At 58.4% G+C, this 13,750-nt stretch carries 15 protein-coding genes; 7 read left to right on the forward strand and 8 right to left on the reverse strand.

Annotation, left to right across the window (positions count from 1 at the left end):
* Positions 1–72: 72 nt before the first annotated feature.
* The 4 genes from E3U23_RS07805 to E3U23_RS07820 all read right to left on the reverse strand — a co-directional run bounded on the left by E3U23_RS07805 (position 73) and on the right by E3U23_RS07820 (position 2,836).
* Positions 73–1,482 (reverse strand): ATP-binding protein, encoded by a 1,410-nt coding sequence (locus tag E3U23_RS07805; RefSeq protein WP_279350671.1) that lies wholly within the window; start codon positions 1,480–1,482, stop codon positions 73–75.
* Positions 1,483–1,613: 131 nt separating this feature from the next.
* The gene (locus tag E3U23_RS07810) at positions 1,614–1,853 is read right to left on the reverse strand and encodes an XrtV sorting system accessory protein (RefSeq protein WP_279350672.1); all 240 of its coding nucleotides are present in this window, start codon (positions 1,851–1,853) and stop codon (positions 1,614–1,616) included.
* Positions 1,854–1,979: 126 nt separating this feature from the next.
* Entirely contained in the window at positions 1,980–2,258 is a 279-nt protein-coding gene (locus E3U23_RS07815) for a hypothetical protein (RefSeq protein ID WP_279350673.1), read from the reverse strand.
* Between the two features lie 128 nt (positions 2,259–2,386).
* A complete protein-coding gene (locus E3U23_RS07820) occupies positions 2,387–2,836 on the reverse strand; it encodes an acyltransferase (RefSeq protein ID WP_279350674.1) in 450 nt (149 codons plus the stop codon).
* Between the two features lie 287 nt (positions 2,837–3,123).
* Between E3U23_RS07820 and E3U23_RS07825 the strand changes: the two genes are divergently transcribed.
* The gene (locus E3U23_RS07825; RefSeq protein WP_279350675.1) at positions 3,124–3,738 is read left to right on the forward strand and encodes a PEP-CTERM sorting domain-containing protein; all 615 of its coding nucleotides are present in this window, start codon (positions 3,124–3,126) and stop codon (positions 3,736–3,738) included.
* A gap of 58 nt (positions 3,739–3,796) precedes the next feature.
* Here the strand turns inward: E3U23_RS07825 and E3U23_RS07830 are convergent, their stop codons facing one another.
* The 3 genes from E3U23_RS07830 to E3U23_RS07840 form a co-directional block, all read right to left on the reverse strand.
* Complete coding sequence (locus E3U23_RS07830) at positions 3,797–4,294, reverse strand: CAP family protein (RefSeq protein ID WP_279350676.1); 498 nt, start codon at positions 4,292–4,294, stop codon at positions 3,797–3,799.
* A 126-nt stretch (positions 4,295–4,420) separates the two neighbouring features.
* Positions 4,421–5,047 (reverse strand): L,D-transpeptidase family protein, encoded by a 627-nt coding sequence (locus E3U23_RS07835; RefSeq protein WP_279350677.1) that lies wholly within the window; start codon positions 5,045–5,047, stop codon positions 4,421–4,423.
* Entirely contained in the window at positions 5,040–5,702 is a 663-nt protein-coding gene (locus tag E3U23_RS07840; RefSeq protein WP_279350678.1) for a PEPxxWA-CTERM sorting domain-containing protein, read from the reverse strand. The genes E3U23_RS07835 and E3U23_RS07840 overlap by 8 nt, the downstream gene beginning before the upstream one ends.
* Before the next feature lie 197 nt (positions 5,703–5,899).
* Between E3U23_RS07840 and rfbA the strand changes: the two genes are divergently transcribed.
* Genes rfbA through rfbB form a run of 4 tightly spaced genes read left to right on the forward strand, consistent with a single transcriptional unit; the run spans position 5,900 to position 9,226 of the window.
* The gene (gene rfbA / locus E3U23_RS07845; protein ID WP_279350679.1) at positions 5,900–6,784 is read left to right on the forward strand and encodes a glucose-1-phosphate thymidylyltransferase RfbA; all 885 of its coding nucleotides are present in this window, start codon (positions 5,900–5,902) and stop codon (positions 6,782–6,784) included.
* Positions 6,775–7,320: a dTDP-4-dehydrorhamnose 3,5-epimerase gene (gene rfbC / locus E3U23_RS07850; RefSeq protein ID WP_279350680.1), complete on the forward strand. Its 546-nt coding sequence runs from the start codon at positions 6,775–6,777 to the stop codon at positions 7,318–7,320. Before rfbA ends, rfbC begins: the two co-directional genes overlap by 10 nt.
* The gene (rfbD, locus tag E3U23_RS07855; RefSeq protein ID WP_279350681.1) at positions 7,317–8,171 is read left to right on the forward strand and encodes a dTDP-4-dehydrorhamnose reductase; all 855 of its coding nucleotides are present in this window, start codon (positions 7,317–7,319) and stop codon (positions 8,169–8,171) included. Before rfbC ends, rfbD begins: the two co-directional genes overlap by 4 nt.
* Positions 8,171–9,226 carry a dTDP-glucose 4,6-dehydratase gene (gene rfbB / locus E3U23_RS07860; RefSeq protein ID WP_279350682.1) on the forward strand — a complete coding sequence of 352 codons (1,056 nt, stop codon included), beginning with the start codon at positions 8,171–8,173 and terminating at the stop codon, positions 9,224–9,226. The genes rfbD and rfbB overlap by 1 nt, the downstream gene beginning before the upstream one ends.
* 12 nt (positions 9,227–9,238) lie before the next feature.
* Here the strand turns inward: rfbB and E3U23_RS07865 are convergent, their stop codons facing one another.
* Positions 9,239–10,459: a sugar transferase gene (locus tag E3U23_RS07865; protein WP_279350683.1), complete on the reverse strand. Its 1,221-nt coding sequence runs from the start codon at positions 10,457–10,459 to the stop codon at positions 9,239–9,241.
* A 229-nt stretch (positions 10,460–10,688) separates the two neighbouring features.
* Between E3U23_RS07865 and E3U23_RS07870 the strand changes: the two genes are divergently transcribed.
* A complete protein-coding gene (locus E3U23_RS07870; RefSeq protein ID WP_279350684.1) occupies positions 10,689–11,522 on the forward strand; it encodes a 2OG-Fe(II) oxygenase family protein in 834 nt (277 codons plus the stop codon).
* 271 nt (positions 11,523–11,793) lie between these two features.
* Positions 11,794–13,641 (forward strand): right-handed parallel beta-helix repeat-containing protein, encoded by a 1,848-nt coding sequence (locus E3U23_RS07875; protein ID WP_279350685.1) that lies wholly within the window; start codon positions 11,794–11,796, stop codon positions 13,639–13,641.
* Positions 13,642–13,750: the final 109 nt, after the last annotated feature.

The following is a 13,750-nucleotide window of genomic DNA, read 5'->3' on the forward strand; positions in this document are numbered from 1 at the left end:
TTCAATACTCGCGGATGGAACAGGTGTTCTCAATGGAGCGCACATGTGCGCGCGAAATTGGCGGACGACAGCTTAGTCGCGGGTCTGACGAGCAGTGGTTTCCCGACCTTTCAGCCAGATATAGGGGATCGCCGCTTCCTCGCGGAAACGCCATCCGCCCTCCTCTTCATCTGCCGTCTCAAGCAGCGAATCACGTGATCGATCATCGAGCACATCGACCTCGCGCGGATCAAGCTGACCATTATTCATCAGCGCATGTTCCGCGAGTGACCGGACCGAGGATATGCCAACGTTCTCAATCGCTTGATCAACCGCTCGAAGCCCCTTCTCCGACATACGCAAACCAATCTCCTCCTCGGCATGCGATGCTGCTGCGCTGACGTCCGCACGCTCGACCTCGCCCGCGTCGCGTTTCGCAGCGGCAAAGCTGGCATGGAGACCAAGGAGCTGCGCGAGATACGGTAATCCGCGCGACAGGGCAGCAATTTCGGACGTGGCTTCGTCGGTGAATGCGAGCCCGCTCCGGCGCGCGCCCGCCTCGATGACCTGGGCGGTCTCCTCCGGATCGAGTGGCGACACCGGGATGCCGATGAGGTTCCTTCGGATCGAAGGGATGTGCGATACAAGCGCGGTCAGGTTCGATGCGACACCGGCAATGAAGAATTGTATCGAGGCCCCGCGATCCGACAGGTTCTTGATGACCTCGGCAATTTGCTCACGCATTCGTGCCGAAGCGACGCGATCGAACTCGTCGACAATCAAAAGGATCTGCGTGCCCTGGACGTTTTCAAGCACCGCGGTGACGTCGGCGACCGTCAGATCTCGGTCCGGCATGAGATGCGCGAACGTGCGCCCCGCTTCGACGTCGGGATGTGTCGGCGGGTAATTCCGGTGAAACAGCAGCGGCAGTTCGCGAGCGAATTGGCGAAACAGGCTGTCGAACGAGGTATCCGATCCGCACGAGGCGTAAGACACGTGATATTCCGCTTCGCGTGCGAGATTCGAAACGATTTTGAGAATCGACGTTTTGCCGATGCCGCGGTCACCATACAGTACCACGTGCAGGCGCTGGTCTTCGATCAAGTGAATCAATTTCTCGATCAAATCGCGTCTGCCGGCGAATCTCTGCGCTTGAGAGATGGGATGCGACGGGGTGAAAGCGTCGCGTACACGGCTGCTGTTCGACGCATTACGCGCAGCACCCGGGTTGCGTCCTGCCGCCCGGCTGAACTTGGGCAGGCTCGGCCCTGGTTGCGGAGCGGGGGGTGGCCCGGATCGCCGCTGCTCCGCCATCGGTGCTGCGGAAGCGATCGTACGCACAGGGACGGGGCGCGTCAGAGCTGGCTGCGTCCGTGCCGGTTGAGTGGCCGTCGGCATTGCTGGTTCCGGACTATCGGACACCGGCTTCGAACCGGCTTCCGCCTCGTCCGCTTTCCGGCCGAAAAGGCGTTCGAAAAATCCCGGCTTTTCGCTGTAGCTCATGCAGTAACCTTAGATACCTTTGGTATCGAGAATGTGACATTTACATGTGATTGGTCAGGCAATGGAAACCTCAGACGGTGTCGCAAACCCTGAAACCGCGAAGATACGTATAGTCCACGCATCGACGTAAGTCATGCGCGCTGAAACGGTTTCAATATGACGAGAATATAGCCGAGCACCGCAGCGATGGCCGCTGCGGCGAGAACGTGCATCTCTTCGTTTCCGAGATAGTTCGCCACCGCACACCCGATGGCGGGCGGCATGTAATGCCAGATCGTATCAGGCGGCTCGTCCATCGACGAACGCTGCAGGAACAAGGTGATCAGTCCTGCGAAAATCAGGACCGTCAGCCAGTCGTAGATCGTTTCCAAATCGAAGCCCCTGAGATGCGCCTATGCGTATACGAAGCAGGCTTTTACCGCTTTACGCATCGAGAACAAGCTAGGGGCGTACGACGAGTTCAGGAATAGGACGCCCGAACAAAATCTTGAGCCCGATTAGAAGATGAGCTTCGCGGCAAGTCCATAACCCGCGCCGAGGGCTGCGACGCCCACGAGGGCCGAAAATTTGCGCTCGACCCGTTGTGCGATTGGCGCGTCACTGGGCGCGTAGACGATCGGATCGTCCCAATCCATTCCGAGCTCTTGTTGAAGCCGCTGGTGAAGCTCTCCAACGGTGCCTCCGGCAACGAAGCTTCCCGCTTCGGGCCTGAGAACCGTTGCAGGTTCAAAACCGTTTTCCGTCGCGGCGACCCGTTTGAGATTCTTGCCAGCCATGGGACTTCTCCTTCCCCTACAGACTTTGCTGCCTTCCCGTTAAAAACGTCTTAACCCGCATGGTAAACAAAAACCAGCGCCCGTCATATATTTTTCATTTTTGCGGGAACCATGTCGTAAATCGCAGATTATCGGACGGTCCGACCTACCAGCATGCCGAATTGACCGGTCTTAATGTTGGATTTGACGACTTTGGCGGGATTGCCCACGACGATCGAGCGATCGGGTACGTCGCTGTTCACCACCGAACCTGCTCCGACGATACAGTGATCTCCGATACGGACCCCTGGCAGGATGATCGACCCTGCGCCTATGAAGCAATAGCTACCGATATAAGTATCAAGATGTTTTGCACGGACGAAGTCGTGAGTGAAGATTTGCACCATTGGGGTAACGATGGTGTAGTCTCCAATATGCACTCCGCCCGGATTGGTAAAATCGAGTTTCGCCTTTAGGGATATTCTCGACCCTTCGCCGATGTGCATGCCCCATACCTTGCGCAGATAGTTTCGACGACCGCCTGCGAGCGCGGTGCGATGCAAGGCCGTCCGCATTTTTTTCAGCCGTTGTGCGACCATCGGAGTTCCTTCCTGATTTCAATCTGCGATGCCTCAAGTGAATTGATCACGGTTTGGTTCACATTTCGCAAGCGCTACACGTTAAGGATGCACCTTAACCGCGTTCTGTGCGAAACGTACGGAAAAGCGACAGCTACGTTATTCGCGTAGGCATGATCGCATTACTAGATTAACCCTTCGGCAACCCGAACGGTTAAGATCGAATCATCGACCTCCGACTGTTCCGGTAAGCTTCGGTGCAAGCGAACATATCGGCGAAGATCGCCGGAAACAGTGTGAGGGTAACTATGAAGAAGACGACGTTTGCGGCGAAAGCCGCCTTCACTTCGCTTATCGCCGCAGGGGCGATCGGCATTGCACTTCCCCAGGCAGCTATGGCGGCCAAACCGATCAAGACCGGACCGCCCGCGTGCGACACCGCGCTCGTCGGCGCCCAGAGTTGCTCGGGTTATTATGAGGGCAATCTCAACGGCGGTAGCCCGGCCAAGATCGAAGCGCAGCAGGTTGCGGTCGCCGCCCTCGGCGCGAATTACACCTTCGATGGGAATTTCGGCGATCTGGCCAAGACGACGACGTTGACCGGCGGGAGCATGATCGATTTCGGCACCATGCTGTTCGGCGAAACCATCGTGAGCATTCACTTCGGCAACGTGGCGGGTCCGGGCGGAAACGTGACCGGCTTCTACCTGTTCGACTTTGGAACGACCGGTGCTTCGTCGATCACCTTGGCGAACACGCAGGGTTTTTCGAACGCCGTGCTCTACACCACTGGAACAATTGGCGGTGCAGTCCCCGAGCCGGCAACATGGGCGCTCTTCCTGATCGCGTTCGGTGCCATGGGCTTCGCCATGCGAATGCGGAATACAAAAACGGACCAAACGGCGACCGTCACCTACGCCTGAACTTGAAACCTGGTTCGGAAAAGAGAGCGGCGGGCTTGGGTCCGTCGCTCTTTCTGCGTCAGCTAACGGAACGCAGGACCCGGTAGCCGTACACATTGCCGGGATTGCTGTACCGGCAAACGAGGATATCGCGGCGGTCGTTACGGGCAAGGCCGCAACCCACCTTCTGCGTGCCGCTCCACACGACCTGCGTGAAATGGCTAACGTCCTGCACCTTGCCGGTCGTGCTATTGTTCGGAAAGCGGCCGGGTTTAAAATAGCGCTTTTCCGAAACCCACAGATCGATCATGGCTTCCGGGCCGAACGCGCCGTGGCTACCACCCCAGATATTCTCACCTTCCAGAGGTTCGCCGGGCGTATTTGGCGAATGCTCGAAACGGTTGGTGCGCGCCAGATACGTCGCCCATTTCTGCGCACCCTCGGCAAGTTCCGTATCCCATTGGAGGTCGGCGATCCGATGCAGATCTCGTTCCCTGTTATGACTGTTCAGGAGGCGATTCTCGAAATTGGTGAACTGACCCTGCGCACCAGGTAGCATGGCCAGAGCCGCCGTCATCAGACCGAGCTTTCCTATCGTTCGCAGCCGACCATGCATGTCCAGAGTTCTCCAGGTTCGTGCCCGGAGAGGATGCTATGAAAAGGTTTAAAAACGGTAACTCGCCCCGTTCGGCGACGAACCTCTTCAGGTCGCGTTGGAGCGAACGATTTCGACGACGTCACCCTTGCTGGCTTGCTCGAAAAGAAGACGGGCGAAGCTTATCGGCAAACCGATGCAACCATGAGTTGCGCGGTCGGCGGCCATTGGGCTCCCATGCAAGGCTACCCCGTCATTCGTCACGAACATCGAAAACGGCATCGGCGCGTCGTAGCTGCGCGAATGATAGTCCCGATACATGCGCAGGATCGGAAACTTGCCGGTCGGCGATTCGTGCCCATTGCCGCCATAAACGATGACGGCGGTGCCGATCTCGTGACCGCCGCGGAACACCGAAATCATTTGCCGGCGCATATCGACGAAAACGGTGAGTTTGCCGGGCGCGACGCCTTCATCGTTCCACACATAATCGCCGTGCTCGAGCGTTTGTGGGACCTTGAGCAGTGTTTTCACACCCTTCGGGAGCAGCTTCTTTTCCGCAGCTATACCGGCCGACGCGGCTCCGAGTTCGAATCGAATGTTTTTCGCAGCAGGCTGCGCCTGTTCGATATTCGCCGTGACAGCTGCAGGATCGGCAGCCGGGGCTGCCAGCGCAATCGCGGCGACCCCGGATACGGAAAGACCGCCAAATGTGGCAAGTAGGACCCTACGCATGATGCGCCGCTCGCGTTGCGCGCGCCTTCGAACGCAAGGCAGCACCGGAAAAGAAGAACCCGAGAAGCATCAGCGCCCAAGTCGAAGGTTCCGGAACCGGCGATACGGGCGGCGGATCGCCGTCCCCGTCACCGGGGCCGCCGGGAGTACCGCCCCCACCGCCGCCACCGCCACCGCCACCGCCGGGATTTCCGCCACCGCCAATGATACCCCCGCCCCCGCCTCCGGGGCCGATGGGTGCGAATCCGCCAGGCGCCAGAACGTCGGGCGTCGTAGCCAGCGCGAGGCTTTCCGGCAGAGCGTCTGCAAGCGGCTCGGCACCGGGAAGTGTATCGGGTACAACGCCCGGTTCTTCGAAGACCTTACCGAGGGCTTGCTGCTCCGGCTCTCCGGTCGGAATTTCACGACTCGCCATCGCGCCGGACTTGCCCTTGCCTTTCCCCTTTCCCTTCAAAAGCGCGGTTTCGTCCCGTTCGCCCGGAGAACGGTTGAGATATTCCTCCAACGCGGATGTCGTCTGTTGGAGAAGGCGCGCCGCGCCGCTTTCGCGGGGGCCGACGATGGCCATAGACACAATGCCGGCGGCCGCAGCCGTGAGGATGGCCGCGGGATACGCCACCGTCTTCTTCTTCAGCAATGCGAACGAGTGCCCCATGGCGAAACCTCTTACAGCAAGTTAACGCGTTATTAAACATTCAAACCGATGACCAGCGCCGTTTGGACGTGCGTTTCAGTCTGCGACGTTACCTTATATGAACCGATACGGTATGCATTCGATCCGATGCTACGGTTGCAAAGCCTTCTCCGCGTCGCCAAACGGCAGGCCCTAACGAGATCGGATTCGAGTAGTTGATGCGTAAAGGGATTATTCTCGCGGGCGGATCGGGCACGCGGCTGTGGCCGCTGACCAAGGCCGTCTCCAAACAGCTCATGCCGGTCTACGACAAGCCGATGATCTATTATCCGCTGTCCGTGCTCATGCTCGCCGGTATCCGCGAAATCCTGATCATCACGACACCGCATGAGCAGGCTATGTTCAAGGCGCTGCTGGGCGATGGGTCGGATTGGGGTCTCAGCCTCGAATATGCGGCGCAGCCGAAGCCAGAGGGCTTGGCTCAGGCTTATCATATCGGCGCTGGCTTCGTGGGAGACAAACCGTCCGCTCTCGTTTTGGGCGACAATATTTTTTACGGCCACGGCCTCAGCCAATTGCTTCGCAACGCGGCGGCACGCGATAGCGGTGCAACGGTGTTCGGCTATTACGTGAAGGATCCCGAACGCTACGGCGTTGTCACGTTCGACGATGCCGGACAGGCGACCCGGATCGAAGAGAAGCCCGAACGCCCCGAATCGAACTATGCGGTGACCGGGCTCTATTTCTACGATGGGCAGGCGGTGGATCTCGCACGCGATCTCGCGCCCTCGCCACGCGGTGAACTGGAAATCACCGATCTCAATCGGCTTTATCTCGATAAGGGCGACCTTTCGGTCGAGATCATGGGCCGCGGCTATGCCTGGCTCGATACCGGCACCCACGCCTCGTTACTCGAAGCGGCCGACTATGTGCGTATCACCGAAGAACGGCAGGGCCTGAAGATCAGCTGTCCCGAAGAAATAGCCTGGCGCATGGGCTTCATCGATGATGAACAACTTGAGCGGATCGCGACTCCGCTGAAGAAATCGGGCTATGGCGATTACCTGCTCGGCCTGCTCGACAGGACGGTCAATTGGAACTGATCCCGACCGGCATCGACGGGTGCGCCTTGATCGAACCGAAAGTGTTCGGCGACGATCGCGGGTTCTTCATGGAAAGCTGGAACGCCAGATCCTTTGCCGACGCGGGTCTCGACCTACACTTCGTGCAGGACAATCATAGCCGCTCCTCGCGCGGCGTGCTTCGCGGATTGCATTACCAGAAGCCCAATCCCCAGGGAAAACTGGTCCGCGTCGTCGCCGGAGCCGTCTATGATGCCGTCGTCGATCTGAGGGAAAGCTCGCCGACCTTCGGAAAGAGTGCGGGCTTCGAAATTTCGGCAGCCAACAAGCGCATGCTGTGGGTGCCGCCCGGGCTGGCGCATGGCTTCCTGACTTTGGAAGACGGTACGGACTTTCTCTATAAGTGCACCGCGTTCTACGATCCCGCGAACGAGCATAGCCTTTTGTGGAACGACTCCGAACTCGGCCTCGAATGGCCGCTTGGCGACATCGAACCGCTCTTGTCCGACAAGGACCGCGCCGGACTGCCGTTCTCGGAAGCGCCACTTTTCGCATGAAAGCGCTGATTATAGGAGGTGCTGGGCAATTGGGCCGCGCGCTCGCGAGGAGCGCGCCGACTGGCGCCGAAGTTACGTCGCTCACCCGTGATGAGTTGGACATTACCGATGGCGCCGCCGTTAGCCAAGCCGTCGAACGGAGCGGCGCGACCGCCATCTTTAACGCCGCCGCCTACACCGCCGTGGATGCAGCCGAAAGTGATCCGGAAGCAGCCTATCGAATTAATTCCGAAGCGGTTGGCCATCTGGCGCAAGCTGCCCAAGCTTCGAAGGCCCGGCTCATTCATGTCTCGACGGATTTCGTCTTCGCCGGAAATGCGGGTATGCCCTACCCGCCCGATGCGCCGACCCAGCCACTAGGCGTCTATGGCGCAAGCAAACGCGACGGCGAGCACGCCGCACTGTCCGCTCCCGAAACGCTGATCGTCCGTACGGCATGGGTGTACGATCGCGATGGCCGCAATTTCGTGAACACGATGCTGCGCCTGATGCAAGAGCGCGACGAACTCGGCGTCGTTTCCGACCAGCTCGGAACGCCGACCCTAGCCGACGATCTTGCGACCGCGCTGTGGTCGCTCGCCGAAAAAGAGGTGACGGGGACCCTGCACTTCACGAATAGCGGTGTAGCCAGTTGGTACGATTTTGCGCTCGCGATACAGGAAGAAGCGAATGCCGCTGGCCTGCTCGAAAGAGCAATCCCGATTAAACCGATCCGTACCAAGGACTTTCCCACGCCGGCACAGCGCCCTAGCTACTCTGTTCTCGATTGCAGCGAGACCTACAAACACCTCGGCGCGCCCGCCCGCCATTGGCGGCAGGCGCTACGCTCGATTTTCAAGGACCGCGTTTGATGCAGACCCTGCTCGTTACCGGAGGTGCCGGCTTCATCGGCACCAATTTCGTCCGCTATTGGCGCGAGCACCACGAGGACGATCGGATCGTCGTGCTCGACGCGCTCACCTATGCCGGCAATGCCGCCAATCTTGATGGCCTCGATGGCGTGACGCTGGTGAAGGGCGACATTCGCGACAACGAAATGGTCGAAAACCTGCTGCGGAACGAAGACATCGCGACGCTGGTCCATTTCGCAGCGGAAAGCCATGTCGACCGGTCGATCAGCGGTCCCGATGCCTTCGTGTCCACCAATGTCATCGGCACGCACAGCCTACTCAAGGCAGCACGCGCGGCATGGTTGGGCGAAGGGGGGCGGAAACACCGGTTTCACCACGTCTCCACCGACGAGGTGTACGGTTCGCTCGAGCCGGATGATCCGGCCTTCAGCGAAACGACGCCTTACGCGCCGAATTCGCCGTATTCGGCGTCCAAGGCTGCCTCGGATCACTTGGTGCGTGCCTATCACCATACCTATGGGCTGGAGGTGACGACCAGCAATTGCTCGAACAATTACGGACCGTTCCAATTTCCCGAGAAGCTCATTCCGCTGTTTCTGATCAACTGCCTGCACGGCAAACCTCTGCCGATCTACGGCGACGGAATGAATGTGCGCGACTGGCTTCATGTGGAAGACCACTGCCGCGGGATCGAGAAGGTCCTGCAGGTCGGCGAACCGGGTGAGACCTATAATATTGGCGGGGGCGAAGAAGTGCCGAACCTCGTAATCATCGAACGCATTTGCGACGCGGTGGACGGCGCGTTTGCGAAGGATCCGACTCTCGCGCGCCGTTATCCTCACGCGCCCGCCGCTCGCGGCGAACCTTCCGCGATCCTCAAGACCTTCGTCGAAGACCGCGCAGGCCATGATCGCCGCTATGCGATCGATGAACGAAAGGCGCGGGAATGCTTGGGCTACCAGCCGAGCCGCGACTTCGAGCAGGGTCTGAATCAAACGCTGGACTGGTACCTAACCAATGAGGATTGGTGGCAATCCCTGCTCGCGCGTTTCTGACCAAGCGCCTGCCTATTTCGGCCGAGATGGATTGAGGCGAGCCAGACTGGCGATGTCGCGCCACAACGTCCAGCCTTCGCGATAGGACGAGCCGTTCGCCTCTACGCGCGGTTCGAATAAGCCTGGTTTCACGTTCCTGCGCATGTGGTGCTGTGCAGAGCCTGGTTTTAACTCCACAGGCGTCGGCCCCACGATGCTCATTCGACCCAGAATCACGTCGAGCAGCATCGGCAATCTGAACAACCCCGTACGGTACAGGACACCCTTGCGACCGGATGGATCGGGCGCGACGAACACGTGGCTGCGAAAGGGCTGGTTCCGAATGCCGAAAAACGTGCGCGACCTCGTGACCTTGCGCTTTCGGGTTTGCGTGGCGAGGCCGATCCACACCGCGGCGAGGACCGGGGTGAGGATGACGAACAATGGAACGGCTATCGCAAGATCGAACAGACGCTTCACGATGCGCTGCCGAAGTACCAAGGGACCGCGACTGACGCGCAGGATCGGCAGGTAAGTATCGAAATCCTTGTCAACCGCCGAAATCTGCCGGATGTCAGATACGATGACGGCGGCATCCACTCCGAATGTATCGAACAGGTCGGACCAGAATCGTCGGCGCCCCGCGCTGCATGAAACAAGGATGCGATCCGCTTTTGCAGCTAGTTTGGTGATTCGCGAAAAGCCGATGGACCCGATCCGATCGTCGGCGCCCATTCCCAGCTTCGCCGAACCAACCACTGTGTAGCGATCGGGGATGGAGGCAGGCTCGACATCGTCGACAATCAGAAGATCGTTGCTGAATTGAGCCGCCACGAGATTAGAAAGAACCGCGAGCGTTATCCGCCCGGCGAACAGCAGTACCATCGCGATCCCGCATCCCAACACGATCCCGTGCGTATCTCCCGGATCCCAAACGTCTGCCAGAACCGCGACGACCCATAGCCCCGCCGTAGCCGTAAGCGTCGATCTCACCCCCCTAATCACGGAAAGGATGGGAGCTAGCAACGCCTGTCGACTAAACGCACCCGAAAGCGCGGCGACTAAAAGATAGGAAACCGAGAGCAGCGCGAAGCCGCTCGGCAGTTCGGAATTTCGGCCAGCGAGATCGAAGGCGACAAGGCTTCCCGCCCATAGGGCGCCGAGATCGAGCATGCCGAGTAACAGAAAGGCCGCAAATCTTGCATCGGCACCGCGTATACCCGCCTTCTTGGCCGGTTCATAACGTGGTGCCATCAAGCCTGAACCTTCGTCGGACATAACTCGCTGCCTGGGCGACAACGCGAACCCTGTAGCCGTGTCGTCGTTGGACTGGTATTTGCGCAAACACCGTATAGCGCAAATTTCTCGATTTGAGGCACCGCAATTTTTGCACACAACCGATCTTGTTCCAGCGCTTAATGCGGCTAGTTCTCTTTCGCAAACGCAAAACTTTTTGGCAGCGCTACGCCGAAGGATACGAAATATGTTGAATATCAGCCGGAACGACGTCCAGCAGGCACCTTTCCCGCATGTGGTGAAAAAGGGCATCCTGGATTTGGACCTTTACAAAGCATTGCGGGCAGATTTTCCGAGTCAGGATCATTTTGCCGGACAAACGGAGATTAGCGGTTCGACAGGTAGCCGTGTCGGGCAGGGTACGGGCTTCGATATCTACCGCGGCGATAAGACCTACGACCGGTTGATCGTCACTTCGCCAGCGTGGAAGCAGTTCGACGACTGGATCAACTCGCCGGCCTTCGTCGAGAAGTTCCTGGACGTGTTCGGCCCCGATCTCGATGCGCTCGGTTGCTCCATCAGGATTGAGAGCGACGCATATGATCGCGGCCTCGTGGAAGGCCGCGAGGTCCTGACCGAGAAGGCAACTTTGTCCGACAAGGCGAAAAATCTGTCGCACAGGCTCTTTTCTCGCAGCAACGACAGTTCCGGTAATCTGTTCACCCGTCTCGATATCGAACGCAGCATCGGCGGGTATGCGAAACCCCCGCACTGCGACCGGCAAAACCGCTTGTGCTCGCTGATTGTCTATTTCACCGATATGGAAGCGGAGGGGATTGAAGGTGGGGATCTCAGCCTGTTCAGGCACAAAGAAAAAGTGGACCCACGTGCTCACGAACGCCACCCACGTCCATCGGACGTAGAGGCCGTCGCGACCCTCCGGCCCGAGCAAAATCTGGGCGTATTTTTCCCGTGCTCAAACAACAGCTATCACGGCGTAAGCGCACTTAGATCTCAGTCTGCCGCACGCGACTTCCTGTATATCAATATCTCAACTGATCGGCATAGCGCCTGGGCTTGAAAAAGGGCGCGTCTTTTTAAGGAAATAACCGAAAGTACACCCAACTTCGTGACGTAAACCTTACTTACAAACAAATTAACAAAATAACCGTCTGTATTTCAAGTGTTTACCGCGGTATTCGAGCATACTTCGGATGCCGCGGTTTGCGTTCCGCTTAACTCTAGGCCTTGAGACCATCCTAGGGGCTGCCGCCCTAATACCGTTCCGTAGCGCCGCAAACGCAGGGGTTCCCTTTGCGTAGGCGATCAAAAACGACGGAACGGGACAAACGATGGCAAATTTTTACGCACGGACAAGCGATCAGGTCGAAGAATTTCTCGAGAATTCCCAGCCGGGTGATACCATCTATCTCGCTCCAGGTACGTATGACAAGATCGCGCTTCGTAATGCCGGCCATCTCGATGTTACGCTGACATCGATGGATCCCGACGATCAGGCGGTCATCACCGGACTGAACATCACCGGCGCAGACGGCCTGCGTTTCTCCAACCTGTCCTTTATCGGCGGCGAAGGTGATACCAACTGCTTCACCATCAGCGGATCCAACGCTATCGTCTTTTCGAACGTCACCGTACAGGGCCCGGACAACATCGGAAGCGGGGAAGAGGTTTCGCCTTTCTTTATCCGGTCGAGCACCGATGTCACGGTCATTAATTCCGATTTTTCGAACGCCATGCATGCTTTGAAGCTTTTGGACGTCGACGGCGTGGTTATTTCCGGCAACAGCTTCCACGATATTCGTTGCGACGGCATTCGGGGCGGCGGTGTTTCGAACGCGATCGTGACGAACAACACGTTCACGGATTTCCACCCGCTCAACACCGGGGGGTCCGGAGACCACCCCGATGCAATTCAGTTCTGGTCGACGAACCAGAACGAGCCGGGCCGCAACATCACGATCTCCGACAACCTCGTCTACCGCGGCGACGGTAGTCCGATCCAAGGCATTTTCATACGTGATACGCGCGATAATATGCCGTTCGAGAACGTGAATGTGTCGGGCAATGTAATTCTCGGTGGTCTGTACAACGGTATTAGCGTCGATGGTGTGATCGGCGGAGAGGTTACGCAAAATCTCGTCCTCGGCTACCCCGATCAGCGGTCGTTCCTCCGCGTAATTATGGAGCACGAATATTCGGTTCGGGGAAATGCATCGACGTCCTATGCCTTTGCGACTCGCGATAGTGCCCATCTCGACAACAACGAATCCGTCGATGAGTCGAGCGACTTCGCTCAGACGGTCTTCGCACAATGGCAGCAATCAGGTTCGACAAATGTCAGCGAACTCGCGCAAATGCTGCTGCAGGCGGCGCCGATTGAAGGTTTTGAAACCTCATCACAGGCCGACCCCAACGCGAGCGTAGCTAATGCCGCGGAAACACTAGGCGAAATTCTCGGCTCTTGGAATGGCGAAACTCTTCATGCTTCGGAAACCGGCAGCAAGGTGTTCGGCAAAGGAGGGGACGATCTGATCGAAGGCAGCGAATACGGCGATCTCCTCTTCGGAAATCTGGGCGATGACCGACTGTTCGGACATGACGGTAACGATGTCATCAGAGGCGCCGGGGGCAATGACATTCTTTACGGACATGCGGGCGCAGATCGCTTGTACGGCGGCTTTGGCGACGATCAGCTTTACGGCGGAAACGGAGCCGACAACCTGTTCGGCGGGCGCGGCGCCGACATCCTCGAAGGCGGCCAAGGGAACGACCGCCTTTATGGCGGAGCCGGAAACGATCGCCTGTTCGGCGGGGCCGGTGACGACCGCATCGTAGGCGGTTCGGGGTCGGACGTGATGATGGGCGGCGTCGGGGCGGACCGCTTCATCATGCGCGACGCATCGAACGGTACCGACGGAACCGATACCATTCTCGACTTCACAAGCGGCGAGGATATTATCGATGTGCGTTTCCTAGACGCAAACACAATGATGGAAGGCGATCAAGCCTTCACCTTCGTCGGCATGAATGCATTCTCCGGAACTGCCGGCGAATTGCGCTATGAGGTGGGGGCCGAAGGTGTCACATTGCTTGGCGATATGGATGGCAACGGCGTTGCCGACTACCAATTGCTGCTCGAGGGTATCGACACGATCGCCACGCCCGACATCTGGTTCTGACGCCTCCGTACCGAATACGAACGCGCCACCAGAAGAGATTCCGGTGGCGCTTTCGTTTGTGTAAGGCAGCTTATGTTCATGCACTATCTCGATGAACGTGCTAACTGCA

The sequence above is a fragment of the Erythrobacter litoralis genome (genome assembly GCF_029760855.1).
Classification (GTDB): Bacteria; Pseudomonadota; Alphaproteobacteria; order Sphingomonadales; family Sphingomonadaceae; genus Qipengyuania; species Qipengyuania litoralis_A.

Coding starts and splice junctions, on each gene's coding strand:
- E3U23_RS07805 (WP_279350671.1), bottom strand. CDS start 1,482: ATGAGCTACAGCGAAAAGCCGGGATTTTTCGAACGCCTTTTCGGCCGG.
- E3U23_RS07815 (WP_279350673.1), bottom strand. CDS start 2,258: ATGGCTGGCAAGAATCTCAAACGGGTCGCCGCGACGGAAAACGGTTTT.
- E3U23_RS07820 (WP_279350674.1), bottom strand. CDS start 2,836: ATGGTCGCACAACGGCTGAAAAAAATGCGGACGGCCTTGCATCGCACC.
- E3U23_RS07825 (WP_279350675.1), top strand. CDS start 3,124: ATGAAGAAGACGACGTTTGCGGCGAAAGCCGCCTTCACTTCGCTTATC.
- E3U23_RS07830 (WP_279350676.1), bottom strand. CDS start 4,294: ATGACGGCGGCTCTGGCCATGCTACCTGGTGCGCAGGGTCAGTTCACC.
- E3U23_RS07835 (WP_279350677.1), bottom strand. CDS start 5,047: ATGCGTAGGGTCCTACTTGCCACATTTGGCGGTCTTTCCGTATCCGGG.
- E3U23_RS07840 (WP_279350678.1), bottom strand. CDS start 5,702: ATGGGGCACTCGTTCGCATTGCTGAAGAAGAAGACGGTGGCGTATCCC.
- rfbA (WP_279350679.1), top strand. CDS start 5,900: ATGCGTAAAGGGATTATTCTCGCGGGCGGATCGGGCACGCGGCTGTGG.
- rfbD (WP_279350681.1), top strand. CDS start 7,317: ATGAAAGCGCTGATTATAGGAGGTGCTGGGCAATTGGGCCGCGCGCTC.
- rfbB (WP_279350682.1), top strand. CDS start 8,171: ATGCAGACCCTGCTCGTTACCGGAGGTGCCGGCTTCATCGGCACCAAT.
- E3U23_RS07865 (WP_279350683.1), bottom strand. CDS start 10,459: ATGGCACCACGTTATGAACCGGCCAAGAAGGCGGGTATACGCGGTGCC.
- E3U23_RS07870 (WP_279350684.1), top strand. CDS start 10,689: ATGTTGAATATCAGCCGGAACGACGTCCAGCAGGCACCTTTCCCGCAT.
- E3U23_RS07875 (WP_279350685.1), top strand. CDS start 11,794: ATGGCAAATTTTTACGCACGGACAAGCGATCAGGTCGAAGAATTTCTC.